Consider the following 25326-nt stretch of genomic DNA (forward strand, 5'->3'; position numbering starts at 1 on the left):
CCGGCAGTGGGTCGGGCCAGCTGACGTGTGGTCAATCGCGAAGGGCCCATTGATGAATTGTTGATCATGATCAACCTCGGGTCCTTCCTCCCGGAGCAGCCTGGAATTCTTGCTGGACTCAAGCGCGGGTCCACCGGGTTTTCCGGGGCCGAGCGTGGCGAGGTCAATATCGGCGACACCGTCGCGGTATCCGCCCTGGGGCCGATCGGCCTTATGCCGGGTCGGTTGACGCTCGTGCTTGAACGGAGGTGATCGATGATTATCGACATCACAGAGAAACCGACCGGTCATGGCTGGGTGGTGCACATGGATGCCTTGGAAGTGAGCTTCAGCAGCCTGGAAGCGGCAACGGCCTTTGTCGGTCAACTCAGGGCGCGCATCGATGCGCCACATGCCTGGCCGGCCAGCCCTGGCCTGAGGGGGGATGCCCCGCGGGCAGCCGGCGAGCGATGCGCCGCGACTATCAGCGAGGGGGCCTGCCCAGGCCTGGTGAAGTGAGCCTCGTGGCCAGGGCTGCAAGGTTCACCCGGATGGAGGCGCCATGAGTGCGACCCTTGGCCTGGAGGGCGCGGCGGCTGCGCTGGGCATCGGCCTGCTCATCGGCCTGGAGCGCGAGCGGCACAAGGGGCGAGGAGACAGCCGTGCCTGTGCCGGGTTGCGCACGTTTGCCATTACCGCGTTATTGGGGTACGTGGCCATGCAGATCGGTGGTGGCCCGCTGCTGGGGATCATGGCAATTTGCCTGGCCTCGCTGGTCACCGTGGCGTATTGGCGAAGCCTGAGCAGCGACCCGGGTGTGACCAGCGAAGTGGCGTTGCTCACGGTACTGCTGCTGGGGGCGATGTGCGGTACGGCGCCGGAATTGGCGGTTGCCATTGGCGTGGTGATGGCCGGGCTGCTGGCCTACCGACAGAAGTTGCATCACTTCGCCCGCAGCCAATTGAGCGAAGCGGAAATGCGCGATGGCCTGGTCTTGCTGATCGCCGCCCTGGTCGTGCTGCCGCTGGCGCCGGACCGTTACATCGGACCTTATGCCGCGATCAATTTGCGCACCATCTGCACCCTGACGGTGTTGTTGATGGCGGTAGGAGCGGTAGGGCATATCGCTGTTCGCGCCCTGGGCACCCGCTACGGTTATGCGATCAGTGCCATCGCCTCGGGATTCGCTTCCAGCACCGTGACCATTGCCGCGATGGGACATATCGCTGCCAGAGAGCCGAACAACATCAAGCTCCTGAGCGCGGCGGCGTTGTTTTCCAACCTGGCCACCGTGACCCAGATGGGCCTGATCCTGGGCACGGTCGATACCGGTCTGCTTCGCCCTATGTGGGGGGTGTTGTTCGCCGGGGCCGCGGCCACGGCCCTGTATGGGCTGGCCCTGATGTTCCCCAGACCGGCCCTGGGCGCTGCCCACCAACCGATCAAGGTGGGCGGTGCGTTCAACCTCAAGCTGGCGTTGCTCGTCACGCTGGCCATGACCGGTATCACCTTCCTGTCCTCGGCGATGCTCAGCCACTTTGGCGAAGTAGGGGTGATGGTGACGGCGACCCTCAGCGGTTTCGCCGACGCCCACTCGTCGATCGCCTCGATAGCCACCCTGGCCAAATCCGGCCAGTTGCCGCTCCAGGTCATTGCCACGCCGGTGCTGATCGCGGTCAGCAGCAACTCCCTGAGCAAATGCCTGGTGGCCTGGGTCAGTGGCGGGCGCCGCTTCGCCGCGTATGTCATTCCCGGCCAGGTACTGCTGACGCTGGCGATGTGGGCGGGCAGCTGGTGGCGCTGAAGCCTGGCGCTTCGGGTAGCTGACAAAGATCAAGTCCCCCGGCCCTGAAACCTTCAATCTGCAATTCCAGTCAGTGTTTTGAGACGGCCGCGTGCCGAGGTGCCTTATGTCACAGACTCAGCGTTTACTACTGATTGCCCCGCCAGCCATGAACCGGACGCCGGCATTCGACCGCGCCGCGGCGCTGGCCCGGGCGATGCAGTTACCCTTGCATATCGTGGCGTTCGATTATCTGCAGGCGCTGGCGGTGGCCGGCCTGTTCGCGCCCGAACAGATCGCCCTGGCCCGGGACGGGTATCTGCAAAACCATCGGCAATGGCTTGCAGAGCAAGCTCGCTCGATGAGCGAACAGGGGATCGAGGTCACCAGCGAAGTGGTCTGGGTGCAACATCCGTTCGAAGAGATCCTGCACTTCGTCAATGAGATACCCCTGGCCCTGATCGTCAAGGATGCCGAAGAAGAGCCCGCGTTGAAGCGCGTGTTCTTCACCCCGCTGGATTGGCAGCTGCTACGGGATTGCCCGGTGCCGGTGCACCTGGTGACCAATGCCCTCAACCCGCTGCCACGCAACGTACTGGCCATCGTCGACGTGTTGCGCAGCGAAGAGCAGGACAAGGTGTTCAACGACCAGATTATCGACGCCGCGGTCAAGCTGGCCGGGCAATGTGCTGCGCAAGTCGAGCTGGTGCATGTGTATGACTGGGCCGCGGTGTATGCCCAGGACATGGGGGTTGGCGTGCTGCCACTGAGCGCCGGGATCTACGAAGTATTGGGCGAGGCGCAATTCGAGGCATTCGCGGCCCTGGCCGAACGCCATGGCGTGCCGCCAGAGCGTCGCCACTTCATCGAGGGTACGCCGCTGTCGTGCATCTGTGACTTCGCGATTGCCCACCGCACTGACGTCATTGTCCTGGGAACCGTGCAGCACAAGGGCTTGAAAAAACGCTTGGGCAGCACCGCCGAGCAGCTTTTGCATCGGACACCTTGCAGTGTGCTAGCGATAAAACCGCAAAAGAGCCTGTAATCGAGGGGTGAGTCGCCCGTGGCGGACCGCTGGCCGGCACGCCACGGGCGCTGCTTTTACAGCTGGAGGCGATGGATGACCTGGCGACTGTCGTCGGGATCCTGGCTGCGTTCGAAACCCAGGGCCTTGGCCAGGTCGCGCATGGGCGCATTGCTGGCGGCGTCGATCGAATACATCTGGCGAAAACCGTTCTTGCGGGCAGCCTTGATCAGATGCTCCATCAATAAGGTCCCCAGGCCCAGGTGCGTCCATTCGTCGGCGACGGTCACCGCGCACTCGCATTCATGCTCGCCCGTGGCGGCGTAGCGGCTGATGCCGATCTCGATCAGTTGTCCATTCTCGTGAGCCAGCGCGACGTACGCCATGCGCTGCTTGCCGTCGGTGTCCATCAACTGGTCGAGCATGGCACCGCTGGGGTCGTTGATCTGGGCGAGAAAACGCATGTGCCTGGATTCGGGAGACAGGCGCTTGATAAAGGCGTACTCGCGCTCGCGGTCCTTTTCCGCCAGTGGCCGGACCAGCACATGACGGCCATCCCTCAGCGCGTCGATCCAGTGTTCTCCGGGAACCGCGGCATAGACCGCGGCGGCCCGTTCGTTGTGGTCTTTGACAGTGAGCATGATGGGGTTCTCCATATGGCCGAAAGGGGCCGCGCGGCAGCACACGCGGTTCACTTGGTTTTTACCCCGCTGATGGCACCCGGATCTGATCTGGATCAGACACAGGCGACAGACGTCGCTCATCGATTGGAATCTGATGTAAATCAAGCCGCCTACCGGGGGACAAGGCGCACTCTTGGCCCATGCCGGCCAGTTCGACCGGTGCCTGAGCGAGGTGTGTGATGGGGCATTACCAACGTTTGCTGCTGATCGCCGATCCAGGCCTGCATCAGTCGCCAGCCTCGCTGCGGGCCGTCGCGCTGGCCAAGGCCAGCGGGGCCGTGTTGCATGTACGCGCCTTTGCCGAGCCGGCGCCGGTGGTGCATGTATGGGAAGAGAGAATCGACGAGGCGGGCTATCAGCGTTACATGCGCCGTCATCGCCGATGGGTGGCCGAAGAGACCCAGCGGCTCGGCGACCTGGGGCTGGAGGCGACCGTCGAAGTGCTGTTCACCACTCATCCGCTGCTGGACATCCTGAAGACGGTCGAGGAACTCGGCCCCGACCTGCTGATCAAGGACGCCAGCCTGGAACCGTTGCTCAAGCGGGTGTTCATCACGCCGCTCGATTGTCATTTGCTGCGTGAATGCCCGATCCCCGTGCACCTGGTCAACCAGGCCCGCTACGGGTTGCCGCACCGGGTCGTGGCGGCGGTGGATCCATTCGATCCATCGACACAGATCAGCGGCCTGAACGACACCATCATCCAGACGGCCAACGTCCTGGCCCTGCAATGCGATGCACCATTGCACCTGCTGTACGCCTATGACCTGTCGCTGGCCTTCAATGGCGATGCACCGCTGGTCAGCGGTGGCTGGGGCATGGATGTCGTCGAAGAGCTGCGTGAGTCCTTGCACCAGGCGTTTGTCACCCTGGCGGAGCGCTACGCCATCCCGCCGGAACGCCGGCACTTCGTCCCGGGCCCGCCGGTGCCTGCGATCAGTGATTTCGTCGAGCAGTACCTGGCCGATGTGGTGGTGATGGGGACTGTGCATCGGCTGGGGATCGACCGCTTGATCGGCAGCAATACCGAACGCGCGCTGTACTCGGTGCCGGGCAGCATTCTGGCCGTCAGGTGAGCGGTTCGGGCGTCATGGGGTGAGCACGATCGCACCCTTGGATTGACCGGACCGCAGGCGCTCCAGTGCCTGGTTGGCATCGTCCAGGGCGAAGCAGCTGACGTCGCAGTGAACCGGGGTGTGCTGCAACTCTGCGAAAAACGCGCTGCCGTCTTCACGGGTCAGGTTGGCCACCGAGCGCACACTGCGTTCGCCCCAGAGCAGCCGGTAAGGGAATGCCGGGATGTCGCTCATGTGGATACCGGCGCAGATCACGCAACCGCCCTTGACCGTGACGGCCAGCGCCAGCGGCACCAGCGGGCCGACGGGGGCGAAGATCAGGCTGGCATCGAGCGGGTGCGGCGGAGGCTGATCCGAGGGGCCGGCCCAACTGGCCCCCAGCGACCGGGCATAGTCCTGGCCCGCGCGGTCATCCGGCCGGGTGAAGGCATACACCTGCTGTCCACGCCCCAGCGCTAGCTGGATCGCCAGGTGCGCTGCCGCGCCGAAACCGTAGAGGCCCAGGTGGCGCGCGTTCCCGGCCATCCGCAACGCTCGAAAACCGATCAGCCCGGCACACAACAACGGCGCGGCCTGGGTGGCCGGGAGCGCGTCGGGCAGCGGCAGGCAGAAACGGGCGTCGGCGAGGCTGTAGTCGGCGTAGCCGCCGTCCAGGTGACAACCGGTAAATTGCGCCTGGTCGCACAGGTTTTCCCGGCCCGTGCGGCAGAACTCGCATTCGCCGCAGGTCCAGCCGAGCCAGGGAACGCCCACCCGTCGGCCGATCCAGTCGGGCGCGACGTCAGCGCCCACCGCGGTCACCTGGCCGACGATTTCGTGGCCCGGTACCCGGGGCAGCACCGCCTGGGGCAACTCGCCATCGACCAGGTGCAGGTCGGTGCGGCAGACGCCGCAGGCCAGGACTTTGATCAGCAGTTGCTGGGGCCCGGGTGCCGGGACCGGGCGTTGTTCCCGGCGCAACGGTTCGCCGGGGGCATGCAGGACCATGGCGCGCATGATGGTTCTCCCAGGCTCGCGGGGGTCAGCGCAGGGCGGAGCGGTGGCAACCTGCGACCAATTGCTTGAGCCCCTCCATGTTCAAAACCTTGACTTCCCGGCCGGAAATTTCCACCAGCCCCTGGTCCCGCAGGTGCGCGATGCCCCGGCAGATGGTTTCCAGTCTCAGCCCCAGGTAGGAGCCGATCTCCTCGCGGCGCATCTTCAGGATGAAGTCCCTGGACGAGTAGCCTCGCTGGCTCAGGCGTTGCGACAGGTTCAACAGGAAGGCCGCCAGGCGCTCGTCGGAGTTCATGTTGCCCAGCATCATCAACATGTCGTGATCGCGCACGATCTCGCGGCTGAGGATGCGGTTCAGGTTGTGCTGCAGCGATGGCAGCTCCAGGGCGAGTTTTTCCAGGTGGGTAAAATGGATCGGGCAGACTTCGCTGTCTTCGAGGGCCAGCGCGTTACAGGTGTGCGTGTCGCTGCTGATGGCGTCCAGGCCAAGCATCTCGCCCGGCATCTGGAAGCCGGTGACCTGCTCGCGCCCATCGAGTGAAAGTACACTGGTCTTGAACGAGCCGATACGCACGGCATACAGCGAGCGCAATGGATCGCCGGTGCGATAGAGGGCGGCGCCTTTCCTGACCTTGAACCGTTGCACGATCAGGGTGTCCAGGCGCTCGATTTCCTGCCCGTTCAGGCCAAACGGCAGGCACAGCTCCAAGACGCTGCAATTGGCGCAGGCAGCCTTGAGGTGATGGCTCGGGTGCACTTGGACGTCTGGCATGCTATGAAAACCCTCTATCGGTTAATAAAGCATAGTCCTTGAGCTTCGTCAGGGCAGGTCGTCCGGCTGCTGGCAAAAAGCACACGACGAGTGGAAGTTGAACGGCGTCGATGGCGCGATGGCTTATTCAGCTTCAATGGCCTCGCCGGTGCTTGATGTAAATCAAGTCTTGAGTGTTCCAGGCTCCCAGAATCGATGCATCTCGATCGGTGGGCCGGGCCCTGGCGGAGAACTTCATGAGCGATTTCCTGAGTGCGGAACAACTGGAGACGCTGGATGCCTACTGGCGGGCCTCCAACTACCTGGCGGTCGGGCAGATCTACCTCAAGGACAACCCGTTGCTGAAGGCGCCGCTGGCCCTGGCCCATATCAAGCCGCGGTTATTGGGGCACTGGGGCACCGCACCGGGGCTCAACCTCATCTACACGCACCTCAATCGGCTGATCAACCAGTACGATCTGAACATGATCTTTATCGCCGGCCCCGGTCATGGCGGGCCGGCTGTCGTGGCCCAGACCTACCTGGAAGGCACCTACACCGAGCTCAATCCAGAGGTGGGGCGCAACACCAGCGGCCTGAGCCGCCTGTTCCGGCAGTTTTCCTGGCCGTACGGGATCTCCAGCCATGTCTCGGCGCAGATTCCAGGGTCGATCCATGAAGGTGGCGAACTGGGCTACAGCCTGGCCCATGCCTACGGCGCCGCCTTCGATAATCCGGAGCTGATCGTGGCCTGTGTCATCGGCGATGGAGAGGCGGAAACGGCAACGCTGGCGGCCAGCTGGCATTCCAACAAATTCCTCAACCCGGCGCGCGACGGCGCGGTGTTGCCGATCCTGCACCTCAACGGCTACAAGATCGCCAATCCTGCGCTGCTCTCCAGGATCAGCGAGGACGAGCTGGCGGCCTTGATGTATGGCTATGGCTACGACCCGTATTTCGTCGAAGGCGACGACCCGATGGAGGTGCATCAGGCGCTGGCCAAGACACTGGACACGGTGCTGCTGGAAATTCGCGAGATCCAGCGCGTCGCCCGCCGCAATAGCCAGGACCAGGCTCCGGAGCGGCCCCTCTGGCCCATGCTGGTGTTACGCACCCCCAAGGGCTGGACCGGGCCGAAGTTCGTCGATGGCCATCGGGTCGAAGGCACCTGCCGGGCGCATCAGGTGCCCCTGGCCGATTTCCAGCAACCGCTGCACCTGCGCCAGCTCGAGGAGTGGCTCAACAGCTACCGCCCCGACGAACTGTTCGATGCCAACGGCGCCTTGCTGCCCGAGCTTGCCGCGCTGGCCCCCACCGGACACCGGCGCATGAGCGCCAACCCCCATGCCAATGGCGGCTTGTTGCTGCGGTCGCTGGATCTGCCACGGTTCGCCGACTATGCCGTGCAGTTCGCGGCGCCGGGCTGCCTGCGGGCAGAGGCCACCCGCGTGCTGGGCAGGTTCCTGCGGGACGTGATGAAAAACAGTCTGCTGTCGCGCAATTTCCGCTTGTTCGGCCCGGATGAAACGGCCTCGAACCGGCTGGACGCGGTCTATGAGGTCAGTGCCAAGGCCTGGATGGATCTGCAAGAGCCGGACGACAGCGACCTGGCGGCTGACGGCCGGGTGATGGAGATCCTCAGCGAACAGGTTTGCGAAGGGTGGCTCGAGGGCTACCTGCTGACGGGGCGGCATGGTCTGCTGTCCTGTTACGAGGCCTTCATTCACATCGTCGATTCGATGGTCAATCAGCACGCCAAATGGCTGAAAACCGCCGCCGAGGTGCCGTGGCGCAAACCCGTGGCCTCGCTCAACTATGTGCTGACCTCCCATGTCTGGCGCCAGGACCATAACGGCTTCTCCCACCAGGACCCGGGGTTCATCGACCTGCTGGCGAACAAAAAGGCCGATATAGCGCGAATCTATCTGCCACCCGATGCCAATTGCCTGTTGTCGGTCGCCGATCACTGCTTGCGCAGCCGCAACTACATCAACGTCATCGTGGCCGGCAAGCAAGCGGAATGGCAGTGGCTGGATATCGATGCGGCCATCCGGCATTGCCAGGCCGGGATCGGTCGATGGGACTGGGCCTGCCGGGATGACCAGGACCCCGACGTAGTGATGGCCTGCGCCGGCGACGTGCCGACCCTGGAGACCCTGGCCGCGGTGACCCTGCTGCGTGAGTACGTCCCGGACCTGCGGGTGAGGGTGGTGAATGTCGTCGACCTGATGGTGCTGCAGCCCTCATACCAGCACCCCCACGGTTTGCCGGACAGTGCGTTCGAGGAGCTGTTTACCCTCGACAAGCCGGTGATCTTCGCGTTCCACGGCTACCCGGCACTGATCCACAGGTTGCTCTACAAGCGAAACAATCCCGAGCGTTTCCATGTGCGTGGCTTCAAGGAGGAGGGCGCGACCACCACCCCGTTCGACATGGCGGTGCTCAACAACCTGGATCGTTACCAGCTGGCGCTGGACGTGATCGAGCGGGTTCCCCGGCTGCACGATCAGGTGCAGCCCGCGCGGTCGCGCTACTGGTCGACCCTGGAAAAACACAAGCTCTACCTCATCGAGCACGGGCAGGACATGCCCGAGGTGCTGAATTGGCAATGGACGCCGGCAACCGCTACTTGAGTGTCAGAGCGTGCAGGGCCGGGGGTCATTTGTTCTTCCAGTACTTCTGCATTTCGAGAAACAGGAACGATGCTGTCCAGGATATGAGGACCAACCCGGTCAATGCCTGCAGCCCGGTCAGGTATTTGAGGTTGCCCACAGGTGAAATGTCGCCGAAACCGATCGTCGTGTAGGTGGTGAAGGAAAAGTACACGCAGTCCATGAGCGAGCCATCGAAGGTGCCCTTCAGGTCGCCCCACCCACTGGAGAGCATCATCAGGTAATAGACCAGCGCGAAGCACCAGACTTCCAGCGCATGAGCCATCAGCGCACCGAACACCCCGACAACGATCCTGAAGCGGCTCCAGAGTTTAAGCCTGGGCAGCCAGTCGTTCAGGCGTAGCAGGCATTCGTAGTGAATGACCACGACGATGACCACCACCAGCGTATTGATCAGCGTGACAACGAGCATGACGGGCCTCCAGCTGAAAAGGGGAAGGGCGCGCGTTCGTTGCGCAGACCGATGCCCGGTCAGGACCGCGTGGCACTCAGCCGCTGCAATGCCGGGGCTGGCACCAACGGCCGCAGCGGTGGAAATTCCTCAGGGGTCAGGGTCTCCTTCTCCAGCAGCAGGCAGGCTCCGGCATCCAGGTCGCTCCGGCGGCTCTGGAGCAGGGCCTTGGCCCTGTCATAGGCTTCATCGAGCAAGGTGCGGATCCCCAGGTCAATTTCCCGGGCGGTTTGTTCCGAATAGTCTCTCTCGCCACTTCGCGGCAGGTGTTCGCCCAAATAGCTTGCAGGTTGCCGTTCGAGTACCGACTGGCCGAGTGTCGAGTCCATGCCGAACCGAGTGATCAACTGGCGGGCAATGTCGGTGGCGTGCCCCAGGTCGTCGGCGGCGCCGGTGGATATCTGGCCATAGGCAAGGAACTCGGCGGCGCGCCCGGCCATCAGCACGACAATCCGGTCCTTGAGCATCTGGCAACTGATCAGGAAGCGATCCTCGGTCGGCCGCTGCAGGGTATAACCCAGGGAACCGGCAGCGCGGGGGATGATCGACACCTTGTGGACCGGGTCCATGGCCGGCAGGCTGCTGGCGGCGAGGGCATGCCCCATCTCGTGATAGGCCACCACCTTGCGTTCGTCGGGGTGCAGCAGGCTGCTCTTGCGCTCAACCCCCGCGACAAGGCGCTCCACCGCCGAGGTGAAGTCGTCGAGGTGCACCGACTCGGCGCCGCGGCGGGTGGCCACGATGGCGGCTTCGTTGACCAGGTTGGCCAGGTCGGCGCCCGTGAAACCGGTGGTGATGTCGGCGATACGCTGGCAATCGAGGTCCGCTGCCGCGGCGATTTTTTTCAGGTGGACCTTGAGAATCGCCTCTCGGCCTTTGCGGTCGGGGCGATCGATCAGGAGCTGCCGATCGAACCGGCCTGCCCGTAGCAGTGCCGGGTCGAGAATCTCGGGACGGTTGGTCGCGGCCAGCAGGACGACGCCTTCGCGGGGGTCGAATCCGTCCAGCTCGGCCAGCAGCTGGTTGAGCGTCTGCTCTTTTTCGTCATTGCCACCGAATGCGCCGATACCCCGCATCTTGCCCAGGGCATCGAGCTCATCGATGAAAATAATGCAGGGCGCAGCCTGCCTGGCCTGATCGAACAGATCACGCACCCGGGCGGCACCGACGCCAACGAACATTTCGACGAATTCGGAGCCCGAGATCGAGAAAAACGGTACCCCGGCTTCCCCGGCGATGGCCTTGGCCACCAGGGTCTTGCCCGTACCCGGTGGACCGACCAGCAATGTCCCCTTGGGAATATGTGCCCCAAGGCGCGCGTACCTGGCCTTGTCCTTGAGGAACGAGACGATCTCCACCAGTTCGGCCCTGGCTTCATCGATACCCGCGACATCGGCGAAGGTCACCCCGGTATCGCGCTCCACGAACACTTTGGCCCGGGACTTGCCGATGCTCATCAAGCCACCCAGGCCCTGTTTTTCTGCCAGCCCGCGAAACAGGAAATGCCAGACCGCCATGATGAGGACAAAAGGTAGCAACCACCCCAGCAGGTTGCTCACCAGGGTGTTTTCATTGATCCCCCTGAATCCGACAGCCGATCGGGCAAGATCCGCCGCCAGCGCCGGCTCGACCCGCACGGTCGAGAACAGGGTGTATCCATCGATGGGGGGCTGCAGTTTGCCGCTGATCCGGTCCTTCTCGATGCGCAGGTCGCTGACCTTCTGCTCGTTCAGCAGTTGCAGGAACTGGCTGTAAGGAATGTCCTGCACGGCATGACGATCGAAAAAGAGAAACTGCGCGAGGACGACCATGGCCAACGTGATCACGAAGTAGGACAGGTTCCATTGATGACTTTTGTTCATGGCCTTGGCTCAAGGAGAGGGGCAGGGGCCGGGCAGACCGTCGATCGCCCGGGGCGGCCGTGGGCTCCCCGGGTGATCGATTCAGGCGATCAGCAAATGATCGTCTACCTTCCTCACCCCCGGCACCGACCAGGCGGCTCGTTCGGCTATCTGCCGTTCGCGCCACAAATGAACCCTGCCTTCAAGCCTGACCACATCACCGTCGACCTTGATGTGAATGGCCTTGGCATCGATTTCCGCATTGCGCTTGAGGGCATCCTCGATACGCTGCCGGATATCGGCCACTTCCACCCGCGGACGCAGGGTAAGTCGATTGTCCACGCCCACCACGCCAGACAACTTGCGTACCGCCCGCTCCGCGGTTTCTTTCTGGTACTGCCAGTCGACTTCGCCTTCGAGGGTGATCCAGCCGTTCTGCACCATGATCTTGATGTCGCCTTCAGGAACGTCTGAACTCCAACTGAGGATGTTCGCGGCTCGGTTGGCAATGGTGTCGTCCGCCGTGCCGGCGCCTTTTTCCAGCCTGACCTGGATTTCCTCGGCCAGCGCGCGCACCCCCTTGATGCCCTTTACCGCACGTTCGGCACTGATTTTCTGGGCGTAGCTGTTGACGTGGCCCGTGAGCGTGACCACGCCGTTCTCCACTGTCACGCCGATGTTGGCGGCATCGATATCGGGCTGGAACTCCAGCTCCTCCAGGATGAATTTACGCAGATTCAGATCGCTCATGATGGTGTCCTTTGGCTGATGTGTTGGTTGTACGGGTCACAAACCGGCCTCTGTGGTTTTTTCTACGCCTGAGCGACGCCAGGACATTGAGTTAAATCAACAAGGCTTCGCTGAGTCCGTCCGCTGATCGCTAGCCGGCATTAGTTGACAAAGATCAGAGGTTCACGTCGATAACGCCCGATACTCGAAACACAGCCTGAAGCTATCCGGTCGCGACCGACTGAGGGGAAAACCATGGATAAGCACTTGCCCGTTGTATTGCTGAACATCGTGTTGGCGACGGCTGCCGGTTGCAGCCACCGATATGCCCAGGAAATCGACGCGCGACTGGAGTCCGCGGAAAACAACGCCGCGACGGCGAGGCTCAGGGCCGATGAGGCCTATTTGAAGGCGGAACGGGCAGAGGCAGCGGCCAGCCAGGCGCAACGGACCGCGGATGAGGCCAATGAACGTGCTCGCCGGATGCTCGATAAGGCGGCTCGCAAGTAATGAATGATGTTTGAACGACGCTCCCGGCAGGAAGCAGTTACACGGTAAAGCGTTTCCAGGACGAGGTGTGTGATGTTGAAATTACAACGTTTACTGCTCATTGCACCGACGGAGATGATTCGCACCCCCGCCTTCGAACGGGCGCAGGCGTTGGCCTGCGCAACAGGTGCAATGTTGCACATTGTCGCTTTCGATTATGTCAACGCGCTGGCGGTGGCCGGCCTGTTCGACCACGACGCGATGACCCAGGCCCGGGAAGGATACCTGCAGGTGCACCGGCACTGGCTCGAGCAACAGGCCAGGCTGGAGCGATGCAAGGGAGGGCAGGTGACCACTGAGGTGGTCTGGGCCAGGTTGAGCCCGGGCCACGTGCTTGAGTACGTGAACGACTTCCACCCGGACCTGGTGATCAAGGATGTGCAACGGGTGCCGGCGCTCGACCGGGTCTTCCACCGGCCCCTGGACTGGCTGCTGCTGCGTGACTGTCCCGCCCCCTTGCACCTGGTCACCAGCGCGGAAAACCCCAAGCCGTTGAAGATCCTTGCCGCCATCGACCTGTCCCACCTGGAAGCGCTGACCCAAGGGCTCAATAAACGGATCCTCGACCTGGCCTCGACGCTGGCAACGTCCTGCGGCGCGACCTTGCACCTGCTCAATGTCAGAAACTGGTCGGTGGTGGGGGACGCGGTGATGAGCGTGCCGACCTCGAGCCTGGACGACAGCTTGCGGGATGCGGTCAACGATGCCCAGCAAGAGGCCTTCGACCTGCTCGCCGAGCGTTATGGCATCGAGAAGAAACACCGACATCTGCTGGCCGGCATTCCCCATCAGGTGATCGGCCATTTCGCCCGCAGGAACGTTTTCGACATGGTTGTAATGGGCACGGCCTGCCGCCACGGCGTCGAGATTTTCGTCGGCAGCACCGCCGAGAACCTGCTGTACCGCGCCCCCTGCAGCCTGATGCTGGTCACGCCACCCGCCGAGACCGGCTGAAATGACCGCGGGAGCGGCTATGGTCGATAAAAGCCAACGGGCGCCAGGGCGACAGGAGTGATCGAGAGCGCTCCCATGAAGGTTCAAGGAGACAGCCATGCGAATGTCATTTCTCGGAGCGGCCGGCACGGTCACCGGCAGCAAATACCTGCTGGAGCATGAAGGCCAGCACGTGCTGATCGATTGCGGCCTGTTCCAGGGCTACAAGCAATTGCGCCTGCATAACTGGGACCCGTTCCAGCTACCGGTTCGCGACCTGGATGCCATTGTCCTGACCCATGCCCACCTGGATCACAGCGGCTACCTGCCGGTACTGGCGCGCAACGGTTACCGAGGCCCGGTGTATGCCACCGCCGCCACCTGTGAGCTGGCGAAAATCCTGTTGCGCGACAGTGGCCGCCTGCAGGAGGAAGAGGCCGAGTTCGCCAATCGCCATGGATACTCGAAACACACCCCGGCGCTGCCGCTCTATACCGAGCAGGACGCGGAACGTGCCCTGAAGCTGCTACGGCCGGTGGAGTTGCACCATCGGGTCGACATCGTCCCGGGCATGAGCATCCTGTTGCGCTGCGCCGGGCATATTCTTGGCGCGGCCACGGTGGAAGTCGTGGCCGGCGGCGTCACGCTGGTGTGCTCCGGGGACCTGGGGCGGCCCAATGACCCTTTGATGTTCGCCCCGGAAACCATCGAACAGGCCGATTATCTGCTGGTGGAGTCGACCTATGGCGACCGCCGGCATCCCCTCGACTCGCCGGAAGAGCAACTGGCGCAGGTCATTAACCGAACCGCGATGCGCCGTGGCATCACGCTGGTACCGTCGTTTGCGGTAGGGCGCGCGCAATTGCTGATGTATCACCTGTACCGGCTGCTGCAGAAGCGTGCGATTCCCGACCTGCCGATCTACCTCAACAGCCCCATGGCCACCGATGTCACGCGCCTGTACCAGCGTTTTCGCAGTGAGCACCGCCTCTCCCAGGAGGAGTGCGAAGGCATGTGCCGTGTCGCGCATTTCGTGCGCACGACCCAGGAATCGATCAACCTGGACCTGCAGCGCACGCCCGCGGTGATCATCGCCGCCAGTGGCATGGCCACCGGTGGCCGGGTGGTTCACCACCTCAAGGCGCTGGCCCCCAACCCGATCAATACGTTGCTGGTTCCGGGCTTCCAGGCCGGCGGCACCCGCGGCGCGCAGATTGTCGCCGGCGCCGAGTCGGTGCGTATCCACGGCAAGGATGTGCCGATCCGCGCCGAAGTGGTGCCCATGGAAACCTTGTCCGCGCACGCCGACGCCGATGAGATCATGCAGTGGTTGCGCGGGTTCAAGCGGCCGCCGCAGCACACTTTCGTGGTACACGGCGAACCCAATGCCTCGGACGTGCTGCGCCGCCGCATCAGCCAGGAGCTGGGATGGTCGGTCTCGGTGCCGGAGTACCGCGACAGCGTCGAGCTCTCGGCTGCCGCCCCGCCAGCAAGCCCGTCGCTCTGACAGATCCCCCGGTGTTGCCACTCATCGATCGAGGCGTCGGGGTGGATGCAAGAGTGATCCTATGAAGGACAACGGTTTTCACAGCGCTGAATGCGAATCGCCTTTCGAGGAAATCTCCTCGACGCTCGGCAAGTGGCTGAACCCGCTGCTATTGCTGTTCTGTGTCCTGACCCTCCTGGCCGGTGGCGTTGCGCACATGGCGCAACAGCCCGGCTGGGCATCGCTCGGCTGGGCCGCGGGCAGCCTGGTGATGACCCTGGTCCTGCTGGTCGAGATTGCCCGGCGCCTGGCCCGGCGGGAGGCGGGGGTAGACCTGATCGCGCTGATGTCGATGATTGCCGCCCTGGTCCTGGAGCAAATGCTGGTGGCTGCGGTGATTGCCTTGATGCTGGCTACCGGGCGCACCCTGGAATTCTTCACCCGGCAACGCGCCGAGCGCGAGCTGCGCGCGCTCATCGATCGCGCCCCACGTTTTGCCTGGTTGCAGGAGCAGGGCGGCTTGCGCAGGGTCCCTGTCGAACAGATCCAACCGCAGCAGACATTGCTGGTGCGCCTGGGGGAGGTGATACCGGTCGATGGCCGATTGCTGAGCCCCGCGGCCATCCTGGACGAATCGGCGCTCAGCGGTGAGTCGTTGCCGGTAACCCGCCGCAAAGGCGAGCAACTGCCCAGCGGCGTATCCAATGTGGGTGGACCTGTCCTGCTGGCCGCCACGCGCACGGCAGCGCAAAGCACCTATGCCGGGATAGTGCGGCTGGCGGAGACGGCACGACGCTCGCGCGCGCCTTTTGTGCGCCTGGCCGACCGCTATGCGCTGCTGTTCATCCCGCTGACCTTGCTGATCGCCGCGGTGGCCTGGCAAATGAGTGGCGATCCCTTACGGGTTCTGGCGGTGCTGGTGGTCGCCACGCCTTGCCCGTTGATCCTGGCGGTGCCGATTTCCATCATGTCAGGCATTTCCAGGGCGGCGCGGCGCGGGATATTGATCAAGGACGGCACGACCCTGGAGGCGTTGGCCGGGATCAGGCAGGTATTTCTCGACAAGACCGGCACGCTGACCAGCGGCCATGCGCGCTTGCAGTCGATAGAAGTCAACGGGCTGGCCAATCCCCAGCACCTGCTTGGCCTGGCGGCCTCGCTGGCGCAGGCTTCGACGCACCCCATCTGCCAGGCAATGGTCGAGGCGGCACATCAACGCCATTTATCGCTCAGCGTTCCGCGGGAGGTGGAGGAACATCCCGGCTCGGGGCTTTGTGGCCTGGTCGAAGGCCGGCGCGTGCGTTTCGGCACCTTGTCTTTTGCTCATGGACAAGCACCTGCGACCGACTGGGCCACGGCCATGCTGCGCCACATGGATTACCTGGCGTGCAGTGGCAGCTTCATCGAGGTGGACGGGGCGCTGGCTGGCCTGCTGGTGTTTTCGGACAAGGTGCGCCGAGAAACCCCGCAGACCTTGCGGCGATTGCGCAACCGAGGCATCGAGAAAATCGTCATGCTCACCGGGGACCGCCTGGAAACCGCCGAGATGATTGCCCTGTCTGCCGGGATCGACGAGCTGCGAGCCGGGTTGACGCCCAAGGACAAGGTGCAGGCTGTCCAGCAGGGCTGCCAGCGCGCCAGCACACTGATGGTCGGCGACGGCATCAACGATGCCCCCTCGCTGGCGGCGGCCAATGTCGGCGTGGCGATGGGCGCCAGCGGTGCCACGGCTTCAGCGCAAGCGGCGGGTGTCGTATTGCTGGTCGATCGCCTGGACCGCCTGGTCGATGCGCTGGACATCGCTCGCCGGACCTGCCGGATCGCCCGGCAGGGGGTATGGGTCGGCATGGGCATGTCACTGTTGGCCATGGTCGTGGCGGCGCTCGGTTACCTGCCAGCGCTTGTCGGTGCCGTTGTGCAGGAGGGCATTGATGTATTGATCATCATTAACGCCCTGCGTGCATTGGGGCCTCTGCCGGGAATGGGGCAACGAAGGCTTGCCGCAGAAGATATCGATCACCTGCAGGACGAACACCAGCAACTGGCCGCGGTGCTGAGCGATCTGCATCAACTGGCCAGTGACTTTTCGCGGCGCCCCCTTGAGCAGGCACAGGCCGACTTGCTGGAACTGGTTGCAAAGCTGCAGACATCGCTGGCGCAACATGAGCGCGACGATGAAAACACCCTGTACCCGTTGCTGACTCGCAGCCTGCCGGGCGAGGACCCGCTGTCGACGATGAGCCACGCTCACCGGGAAATTTTTCGCCTCATCCATTTGCTGGCACGTATGAGCGCCGACTTCAGCGCCGACCCCGCCACGGCTTCTGCCGAGGAGATCCAGCATCAGTTGATTCGCCTGGATACCCTCGTGAGGCTGCATTTCGATCAGGAGGAAGAGCTGTACCGTTATCTTGACTGGCGCTAACGGTATGAGGCCGCCATACAGCCGTTTTCCGGCAATCGTCAGCTGTCAGCTGGTGCGTTCGCCTCGGCTACGCCATCGATGAAGCAACAATGCAAACGCCATTGCGAAAGGGGGGATGAGATGAACAGGGCCGTTGAGCCTGGCGAGCACCGTAGCGCTGCTCCATATCTGGAAGGTGTCGAGACGATTGTCCGCGAGCTGGGTACCGATACCCGCGTGGGCTTGTCCAGTGCCCAGGCCCGAGCCCGCCTGAACCGAGACGGCTTCAATGAGTTACTGACGGCACCTGGCAAACCCGCCTGGCATTACTTTCTGGCGCAACTTCGCGATCCTCTGGTTTATTTGCTGCTCGTGGCAGTGGCTATCACTCTGGTCACCTGGTGGCTGGTTGGCAGCCATGACTGGCCCATAGATGCCGGGGTCATCCTGTTGATCGTGCTGGCCAATGCGTTTTTGGGGGGCATCCAGGAAACCCGCTCGCAACAGGCTGTTGCCGCCTTGGCCAACCTGACTCAGGCGACCTCCTCGATCATCCGCGACGGCGTATCAATCCAGGTCCCCAGTCGCGAACTGGTGATCGGCGATCTGCTGGTGTTAACCGAGGGCGATTCGGTGGGGGCCGATGCCCGGCTCATTCAGGCCAATACCTTGCGGATCCTCGAAGCGGCTCTGACCGGAGAGAGTGAAGCCGTCTCGAAGCATGCACAACGCTTGCGTGCTCCGGTGCCTGTGGCGGAACGCTGCAATATGGTTTTCAAAGGCACGGTGATCGTCCAGGGTTCCGGGCTCGGGGTTGTCACCGCCGTCGGTATGGCGACTGAAGTAGGGGCGATCGCCCATCTGCTGAACGTCACCCCCGAGGAAGTCACCCCCCTGCAAAAGGAGGTGCGTGAAATAGGGCGCATGCTTGGCATTGTCGCTCTGATCATTGCGTCGATTGTCATAATGGCGGTACTGATGCTCACCGAGATTCGGGGTGTCGACGACGTACTGCGGATTCTCCTGCTAGGTGTGTCCCTGGCGGTCGCCGCGGTTCCGGAAGGGTTGCCCGCTCTTCTGTCCCTGGTGCTTGCATTCGGCATGCAACGGATGGCTCGCAACAAGGCCATCATCAAGCGTTTGTCCTCAGTGGAAACACTGGGGGCTGCATCGGTCATCTGCACCGACAAGACCGGCACGCTGACTCGTTCCGAAATGACCATCCAGCAGACCATGACAGCCTCCGGGAGCGCGGTGCTCAGTGGTGTCGGCTATGCCCCCCATGGGCAGATCCATCACCAGGCGCGCGCCATGAGCGATGGGCCGGTGCAGTGGGAAAATATCCTGTTGTTACGCGGCGGAAGCCTGGCCGGCAATGCTGCGCTTGCTCAGCGGGAAGACGGTACCTGGGTGATTCAGGGAGACCCGACCGAGGGGGCTTTCCTGGTGGCAGAGCGCAAGCTTGATGCACCGGCACGCCGCAGTGGACGCTTCGAACGCGTGGCCGAAATACCCTTTACCTCCGATCGGAAAATGATGTCGGTGCTGGTCATCGATCATGAGCACGACCATGAGCGACTGCTGATCAGCAAAGGGGCGCCGGATGTGCTCCTGCAACATTGCAGCGATGTCCAGGTCGGCATGGATGTCGTGCCACTGACCGACGACCTTCGTGCAAAAGCCCTGGCCGATGTGAATGAGTTGTCGGGAGCCGCGCTGCGCACGCTTTCGGTGGCCTATCGCCCGATGGCGGCCGACGAGGCAGTCACAGGCGATAGTGCCCTGGAGACGGCGCTGATTTTCATTGGTACGGTCGGCATCATCGACCCTCCGCGCAAAGAAGTCGCGCCAGCCATTACCGAGGCCTGTCGGGCAGGTATCCGCGTCATCATGATCACGGGCGACCATCCGCGTACGGCCACCCGGATCGCCGAGGACCTGGGCATCATCCAGGCCGGTGCCGGTGCTCTGACCGGTGCCGACCTGGACAGGCTGGATGATGCAGCCTTGGCCGAGGCGGTCAAGTCGACCTCTGTTTATGCACGCGTGGCCCCCTCGCACAAACTGAGGATTGTCGATGCGCTTCAGGCGCAGGGGCATGTGGTGGCCATGACGGGGGATGGGGTGAATGACGCGCCGGCACTGAAGTCAGCCGATATCGGCATCGCCATGGGCATCACCGGGACGGAAGTGACCAAGCAGGCCGGCAAGATGATCCTGGCCGACGATAACTTTGCGACCATTGTGCTGGCCGTTCGCGAGGGACGTGGAATCCTGGACAATATTCGCAAGTTTCTTCGTTACTTGCTGTCCTCCAACATGGGGGAAGTACTGACGGTCTTTCTTGCCGTTGTCGGGGCTGGAGTGATTGGCCTGGTCGATGAGGAGGGCGGGATCATCCTGCCATTGCTGGCCACCCAGATTCTGTGGATCAACCTGATCACTGACGCGGCGCCTGCGATCGCCATGGGGATCGACCCTCACAGCGAGGATGTCATGACGCGCAACCCGCGCAGGCCAACGGATCGAATCATCGATACCGGCATGTGGAGCGGTGTGCTCCAGATTGGCCTGGTCATGGCGCTGGCGAGCCTAGTGACCCTTGACTGGATGCTGCCCGGGGGACTGATCCTGGGTAACGAGTCGCTGGAGCGGGCGCGTACCGGCGCTTTTACGGTGCTGGTCCTGGCGCAACTGTTCAATGCGCTGAGTGCCCGTTCAGAGTCGGCCAGCGCATTCATCGGTTTGTTCGCCAACCGATGGTTGTGGGGGGCCATCGCCCTGGCGATGGCCTTGCAGATTGCAGTAGTGCACTGGGTGCCCCTCAACAAGGCTTTCGGCACGACTGCATTGACGCCAGGCCAGTGGGGGCTGTGTTTGACAATGGCCAGCACGGTGTTCTGGTTCAGCGAACTGCGCAAGCTGGCTATGCGTCTGCATCAGGCAAAAGCCGTTTCACCCTAGAAACCATGCACAGCCCCGTTCACCGCCGTCAGCGGTTGATCCGGGGCCTGGCATTCAACCATTCCTGGCGAGCTTGTCGATATTTTTCATCCGCGCGTTTTTTCGCAGCAGAAAACTCACCCAGGCTTTGCGTTGAAACGGGTTCCTTCAGCAAGGCGTAGGCTTGCTCGTACAGTTGGTCCGCTTCAAGAAACAGCAGCGTGCTACGCTCGATCGGGCCAGGGTTGGCAGCGTGCGGTATTACAGACTCATCGATGATCATGGCCTTACGCCTTCTGGAGACAAAAGAATCCGGGCCGTTTCCCTATTGGAACGACCGCGCCTGGTGCTACTCGTCACGTGTCCAGTTGACGCTCACCCCATACTCGTCATCGCTGTACTGGTAATCGGAGTGCCCCTTGAAAGCCGCCACCAATGCATGGCCCAGGCGATTAGCGAGATGGATGCCGGTAGTGGTCACGATCAGCTCATCCGTCGCGTCGCTCAGGTTGATGATGCGTTCCAGGGCATGATCGGCCTTTTCCTTTTTTTCAGTATTTTCGAGCAGATGGACGATTTCATCTCGATGCTTGAGCAAGAAACCGCCCGACAGCCTGAGCGTACCCGCCGGCATGTTGTCCTCGGTGCGCCGGCAGGCGGGGCATGTCACGGTTTGCGCGTCGTGGATGACGGTGTTTTCGGGGCGTTTCCAGGTCCAGTTACCGGCCTGATAAACCGCTCCACACTGCGAGCAGATGGCTGAACCCTCAATTCGTTGCAGGTAATAGGGATCATGGATGGCGGGCTTGAACAGTTTGTTTTTCTGGCTCTGCTGATACTTGTCCATGGCTTTGCTCCTCGCGCACGAGATGGAAAAGGTTGCACGTTTAGCGGTGACTGAAAATTCAGTAACCACCCCTCCGCCCACCGAAAACACCGTGGACCCAAGACTGCATTTGGGCTCGATTTCTTGCCGCACGGGTTGATTTTTATCAATCGCGGGGCGAGCGCCGGGAGCCGTTCGGCCCCTGCGCCAGGCGTCTTCATGCTGGCGGGCACGGGCTTGCCGATATTTTGAATTTGTTGATGAAAATCAAGGTTGCGGGGGCCACTTCGTGGAAGCTGCAAGAACTAGAGAGCGGGCGGGAGAACGACTTCATGGCTCACAGTAAAATCGTGTTTCGTGCCGCTGCTCGCGAGAAGATCCTGAGTGGCGCCACACAGTTGGCGGACACCGTGCGCGTGACGCTGGGCCCGAAATCGAAATCGGTGCTGATCCAGAATAAGTGGGGCAATCCGACGGTCTGCAACGATGGCGTGACGATCGCCAAGCGCATCGACCTGCTCGACCCCGAGGAAAACCTCGGGGCTCAAATGCTGCGCCAAGCGGCCGAGCGCACAGGCGACGCGGTAGGCGATGGAACCAGCACCTCAACGGTGTTGGCCCATGCGATCCTGGCCGATGGCATACGCAACGTCGTCGCGGGAGCCAGTGCGATCGACCTCAAGCGCGGCCTGGATCGCGGGCTGTCGCTGGTCGTGGCGTCGCTCCAAGCCCAGTCGCGGCCGGTGGGCACCCCCAGGGAAAAGGCACAGGTGGCCTCGCTGTCGGCGCATAACGATGCCGTCATCGGGCAACTGGTGGCTGACGCCCTGGAAAAGGTGGGCGTTGAAGGCGTCGTCAGCGTCGAAGAGTCCAAGACCACCGAGACCGTGGTCGAGGTCATGGAGGGGATGCGCTTCGACCGGGGTTATGTCTCGCCTTACTTCGTCACCAATACCGAGAAGATGCAGGTCGAGCTCGATGATGCCTATTTGCTGCTCTGCGACCATAAGATCGGTGTGCTCAAAGACTTGCTCCCATTGCTTGAGCGGGTTGCCAAAAGCGGGCAACCGCTGGTGTTGATCGCGGATGACATCGAAGGAGAGGCATTGACCACGCTGGTCGTGAACCAGATACGGGGTGTCCTGCGCGCAGTGGCGATCAAGGCGCCAGGCTTTGGTGACCGACGCAAGGAAGTACTTCAGGACATGGCTGTGCTGACAGGGGCAACGGTGGTTTCCAACGAGTTGGGCATCAGCCTTGAACAGGTGGAACTGGGCCAGTTGGGACGAGCGCATCGAGTCGTGGTGCAAAAAGACAGCACGGCGCTGATTGGCGGGGCGGGTACCCGGGAGGCGATCGAGGCGCGCTTGCAACAGATTCGCGCGCAAATGGGCAGTACTGCCAGCGATTACGACCGGGAAAAACTTCAGGAGCGGCTGGCCAGGCTGTCTGGCGGTGTCGCGGTGATCCGGGTCGGGGCGCCTTCCGAGGTTGAAATGAAGGCCCGTAAGGATGCACTGGATGACGCCATTTCGGCGACCCGGGCGGCGATCGCCGAAGGCATCGTTCCCGGAGGGGGCCTGGCCCTGCTCAAGGCTGTCCCGACGGTCGTCGCCGAGGAGGCCTTGCATGAGGGCGATACCAGGACCGGCCTGCAGATATTGCGTCGGGCGTTGGAGGCCCCAGCGCGGCTCATCGCGGAAAACTCGGCGGTGGACGCCGGCGTCGTCGTTGCGCGCATGCTGGCGGAACCTGGGAGCATTGGCTTCGATGCGGCCACCAACAGTTATGTCGACATGTACGAAGCCGGCATTATCGACCCGACCAAAGTGGTGCGCATTGCCCTTGAAAATGCCGTTTCGGTGGCCAGCATCTTGCTGCTGACCGAAGCGACCATGACCGATATTCCGGAAAAGGAATCGCCGGCCCAACCGCCATTCCCTGAGTGATGGCCGTGAGCCGGGTGGTACTCACGCCTGGGAGGACGCCGTGATCGGGGGCAGGTGATTGGGCCGCGGGTTTTCATCCTGCAGGTATGCCAGCGCCAGGTGCATCAACTGGAGGGCTTGCTCTTTCTTTTCACAGCGCTTGGCAGGATCGACATGGCGCAGCGCGCCACTCGCGAGGGAGAAGCAACGCGTAGCGGCCCGCAGCGCCAGGAAAAATGGCAGGGGCCGGCAATCTTCCGTCATGACACTGTGCTGCAGGTAACTGGACAAGAGCCGTGCACCCAGCCCGTGCAGGCCATGATGCTGCAGGTCCATCAGCACAAAGGCGAGATCGTAGAGCACATCGATGCAGGCAATCCGTTCACTGAACTCGATACCGTCGAACAGTGTCGGCCGGTTGTCGATCAGGCAGATATTGGCCAGGCGCATATCACCATGGCAGCGTCGAACACGACCCTCGCGGCGACGTGATTCGAGACAATCGGCCAATGCATTCAGCATGGCCTGTGAGGCACGGGTAATCGTACCGACTGTCGCCATGTCGAGGATTTCCCGGTAGCGACACATTTCCCTGTGGTTTTTCTCGATTTCTGCGTACAGGTCCGGGATGCGGCCGAAGGCTGGGGTGATTTGTGCGCAGGCATGGAACCGGGCGATCTCGGCGCCGAGCTGCTCCATCAAAGACTCGCTCAGGCGCCCTGCAATGGCCATGCGGTCAAACAGCCGTTCTTGCGCAAAGCGGCGCATCACCACCAGCCAGTCCACCACGGGGCCGCGGCCGTTGAGCTGCAGCTGGCCATTGTCCCGGCGATTGATCGGGCACAGCCCCAAATACAGCCTGGGGGCGGTGCGCCTGTTCAGTAGCAGTTCTGCCTGGCAGGCATTTCTGCGGCTTTCCAGGCTGAGGAAGTCCAGCTCGGCAAAAGCCACCGCGCGCTTGAGTTTATAGGCGCGGTCCGCATGCAGGAAAATCACCGAACCATGGGTCTCGATGCGTTCCACCGGCCGGTTGGACGCATCGTAACTGGAGGGTCTGGAGAGAAAGGCAATCACCTCGTCTTGCCCGTTGCTCATAGTCTGCTCCCCGCTGCCTGCGGCCTTTTCCGGCAGTGTGGAGAAGGGGGCTTGCGGCCCGATTGATATTGATCAAATACGCTGAAACGAAACACCGCAGCCGCCCCGGGCGTTCGGGCCGGAGGGGACATTTGCATGCCGTGCGCGGGCACTTGATAAAAATCAACGCCAAGGTGGCATCGACGGAGGACGCTGGATTGCAAGCGCTGGCGCCTACGCCAGCGAGGACGCCGCGGCGGCCGTCGAAAGGGGGCACGGCAGGCGTTGAAACCCATCTGCCCGGAGCCAGATCATGAGCCAATATCAACGGTTGTTGCTGATCATCAACCCGGCCCTGCGCCATTCCCAGGCCATGAACCATGCCGCTGCCCTGGCCAAGGCCTGCGGCGCGAGCCTGCATGTCTGCGCCTTGATGCCGTCCTGGAAACTCTTGGCATTGCTCGAAGAAGGCGACCGGAAAAAGGCTCGCGAGGACTACCTGCAAGACCATCGCGACTGGCTCAAGGAACAAGCGAAAAATCTGCGTGGCAGGGGGTTGGAGGTGACGACAGAGGTGGCCTGGGCCGATGACCTGCAGAAAGACATTCTCGATCACGTCATGGAGATGCAGCCCGACCTGTTGCTCAAGCAAGTGCAGCATGAGCCGGCACTCAAGCGCGCGTTTTTCACCCCGCTGGATTGGCGCTTGCTGCGCCATTGCCCGATACCGGTCTATATGGTTGGCGAAGGCGGCCATGCCATGCCGCGCAAGGTGGTGGCGGCGGTCGATGCTTCGAGCACCAAGCCACAGGGCAATGAGCTCAATGAACGGATCATCAAGCAGGCCTGCGCCCTTGCCATACAGTGCGATGCCGAGCTGCACCTGCTGTATGCCTGCGATATTTCAGCCGCCTATCTGGCCGACATGGGCGGGGTGGCGCTTGCCGACCTCACTAAAGAGCAGCGCAGGGACCTGGAAAAGTCGTTCCTCAAACTGGCCGGCCAGTACGGTGTGCCCTCTGATCGCCGGCATTTCATCCAGGGGCACCCCGTCCCGGTGCTGAGCGAGTTCGCCAATGAGCAGCATGTGGATGTGATCGTGATGGGCCGGGTCCAGTCCCAGGGGCTGGACAAGTTTCTGGGCAGCACGACCGAACACATTCTCTACCAGGTGCCTTGCAGCGTCCTGGCGGTCTGA

Annotated in this window: 22 protein-coding genes; 13 read left to right on the top strand and 9 right to left on the bottom strand. The window is 62.6% G+C overall.

Going from position 1 to position 25326, the window contains the following annotated elements; translation table 11 throughout:
- Positions 1-66 precede the first annotated feature (66 nt).
- The 4 genes from IF690_RS15180 (at position 67) to IF690_RS15195 (ending at position 2807) form a co-directional block, all read left to right on the top strand.
- Positions 67-252, top strand: coding sequence for a hypothetical protein (locus IF690_RS15180; protein WP_202701770.1), 186 nt, complete (start codon positions 67-69; stop codon positions 250-252).
- Between the two features lie 3 nt (positions 253-255).
- A complete protein-coding gene (locus IF690_RS15185) occupies positions 256-498 on the top strand; it encodes a hypothetical protein (protein ID WP_202701772.1) in 243 nt (80 codons plus the stop codon).
- 43 nt (positions 499-541) lie between these two features.
- Positions 542-1783, top strand: a complete 1242-nt coding sequence (locus tag IF690_RS15190; RefSeq protein ID WP_202696286.1) for an MgtC/SapB family protein — start codon at positions 542-544, stop codon at positions 1781-1783.
- Positions 1784-1889: 106 nt separating this feature from the next.
- Complete coding sequence (locus tag IF690_RS15195; protein ID WP_202696287.1) at positions 1890-2807, top strand: universal stress protein; 918 nt, start codon at positions 1890-1892, stop codon at positions 2805-2807.
- Positions 2808-2863: 56 nt separating this feature from the next.
- Here IF690_RS15195 and IF690_RS15200 read toward each other — a convergent pair whose 3' ends face one another.
- Entirely contained in the window at positions 2864-3427 is a 564-nt protein-coding gene (locus IF690_RS15200; protein WP_202696288.1) for a GNAT family N-acetyltransferase, read from the bottom strand.
- Positions 3428-3648: 221 nt separating this feature from the next.
- Here IF690_RS15200 and IF690_RS15205 point away from each other — a divergent pair, with 221 nt between their 5' ends.
- On the top strand, positions 3649-4545 hold the full coding sequence (locus IF690_RS15205; protein WP_202696289.1) for a universal stress protein: 897 nt from the start codon (positions 3649-3651) through the stop codon (positions 4543-4545).
- 12 nt (positions 4546-4557) lie between these two features.
- Here IF690_RS15205 and IF690_RS15210 read toward each other — a convergent pair whose 3' ends face one another.
- Both IF690_RS15210 and fnr read right to left on the bottom strand, forming a co-directional pair.
- Positions 4558-5541: a zinc-dependent alcohol dehydrogenase family protein gene (locus IF690_RS15210; protein WP_202696290.1), complete on the bottom strand. Its 984-nt coding sequence runs from the start codon at positions 5539-5541 to the stop codon at positions 4558-4560.
- 25 nt (positions 5542-5566) lie between these two features.
- On the bottom strand, positions 5567-6313 hold the full coding sequence (gene fnr, locus IF690_RS15215) for a fumarate/nitrate reduction transcriptional regulator Fnr (RefSeq protein ID WP_202696291.1): 747 nt from the start codon (positions 6311-6313) through the stop codon (positions 5567-5569).
- A gap of 236 nt (positions 6314-6549) precedes the next feature.
- On the opposite strand from fnr, the gene IF690_RS15220 reads away from it, so the two are divergent.
- Complete coding sequence (locus IF690_RS15220; RefSeq protein ID WP_202696292.1) at positions 6550-8925, top strand: phosphoketolase family protein; 2376 nt, start codon at positions 6550-6552, stop codon at positions 8923-8925.
- A 25-nt stretch (positions 8926-8950) separates the two neighbouring features.
- Here the strand turns inward: IF690_RS15220 and IF690_RS15225 are convergent, their stop codons facing one another.
- The 3 genes from IF690_RS15225 to IF690_RS15235 form a co-directional block, all read right to left on the bottom strand.
- Positions 8951-9376, bottom strand: a complete 426-nt coding sequence (locus tag IF690_RS15225; protein WP_202696293.1) for a potassium channel family protein — start codon at positions 9374-9376, stop codon at positions 8951-8953.
- Positions 9377-9435: 59 nt separating this feature from the next.
- Positions 9436-11277 carry an ATP-dependent zinc metalloprotease FtsH gene (gene ftsH, locus IF690_RS15230; RefSeq protein WP_202696294.1) on the bottom strand — a complete coding sequence of 614 codons (1842 nt, stop codon included), beginning with the start codon at positions 11275-11277 and terminating at the stop codon, positions 9436-9438.
- Between the two features lie 81 nt (positions 11278-11358).
- Positions 11359-12006, bottom strand: a complete 648-nt coding sequence (locus IF690_RS15235; RefSeq protein WP_202696295.1) for a BON domain-containing protein — start codon at positions 12004-12006, stop codon at positions 11359-11361.
- A 234-nt stretch (positions 12007-12240) separates the two neighbouring features.
- Between IF690_RS15235 and IF690_RS15240 the strand changes: the two genes are divergently transcribed.
- From IF690_RS15240 to IF690_RS15260, 5 genes are all read left to right on the top strand, one after another.
- Positions 12241-12495, top strand: coding sequence for an Lpp/OprI family alanine-zipper lipoprotein (locus IF690_RS15240; protein ID WP_202696296.1), 255 nt, complete (start codon positions 12241-12243; stop codon positions 12493-12495).
- 72 nt (positions 12496-12567) lie between these two features.
- Positions 12568-13488, top strand: a complete 921-nt coding sequence (locus IF690_RS15245; protein ID WP_202696297.1) for a universal stress protein — start codon at positions 12568-12570, stop codon at positions 13486-13488.
- A 97-nt stretch (positions 13489-13585) separates the two neighbouring features.
- Positions 13586-14974 carry an MBL fold metallo-hydrolase RNA specificity domain-containing protein gene (locus tag IF690_RS15250; RefSeq protein WP_202696298.1) on the top strand — a complete coding sequence of 463 codons (1389 nt, stop codon included), beginning with the start codon at positions 13586-13588 and terminating at the stop codon, positions 14972-14974.
- Positions 14975-15035: 61 nt separating this feature from the next.
- Positions 15036-17378, top strand: coding sequence for a heavy metal translocating P-type ATPase (locus IF690_RS15255; protein ID WP_252189475.1), 2343 nt, complete (start codon positions 15036-15038; stop codon positions 17376-17378).
- A gap of 120 nt (positions 17379-17498) precedes the next feature.
- The gene (locus IF690_RS15260) at positions 17499-20321 is read left to right on the top strand and encodes a cation-translocating P-type ATPase (RefSeq protein WP_202696299.1); all 2823 of its coding nucleotides are present in this window, start codon (positions 17499-17501) and stop codon (positions 20319-20321) included.
- A gap of 28 nt (positions 20322-20349) precedes the next feature.
- On the opposite strand, the gene IF690_RS15265 is transcribed toward IF690_RS15260, so the two are convergent.
- Positions 20350-20583, bottom strand: a complete 234-nt coding sequence (locus IF690_RS15265; RefSeq protein WP_038632367.1) for a hypothetical protein — start codon at positions 20581-20583, stop codon at positions 20350-20352.
- A gap of 66 nt (positions 20584-20649) precedes the next feature.
- A complete protein-coding gene (locus IF690_RS15270; protein WP_038632369.1) occupies positions 20650-21147 on the bottom strand; it encodes a BCAM0308 family protein in 498 nt (165 codons plus the stop codon).
- Between the two features lie 311 nt (positions 21148-21458).
- On the opposite strand from IF690_RS15270, the gene groL reads away from it, so the two are divergent.
- Entirely contained in the window at positions 21459-23075 is a 1617-nt protein-coding gene (gene groL, locus IF690_RS15275; RefSeq protein WP_202701460.1) for a chaperonin GroEL, read from the top strand.
- 21 nt (positions 23076-23096) lie between these two features.
- On the opposite strand, the gene IF690_RS15280 is transcribed toward groL, so the two are convergent.
- Positions 23097-24128 carry a phosphotransferase gene (locus IF690_RS15280; protein WP_252189476.1) on the bottom strand — a complete coding sequence of 344 codons (1032 nt, stop codon included), beginning with the start codon at positions 24126-24128 and terminating at the stop codon, positions 23097-23099.
- A 313-nt stretch (positions 24129-24441) separates the two neighbouring features.
- Between IF690_RS15280 and IF690_RS15285 the strand changes: the two genes are divergently transcribed.
- Complete coding sequence (locus tag IF690_RS15285; RefSeq protein ID WP_202696301.1) at positions 24442-25326, top strand: universal stress protein; 885 nt, start codon at positions 24442-24444, stop codon at positions 25324-25326.

The organism is Pseudomonas sp. SK3(2021) (assembly GCF_016772375.1).
Taxonomy (GTDB): domain Bacteria; phylum Pseudomonadota; class Gammaproteobacteria; order Pseudomonadales; family Pseudomonadaceae; genus Aquipseudomonas; species Aquipseudomonas chlororaphis_I.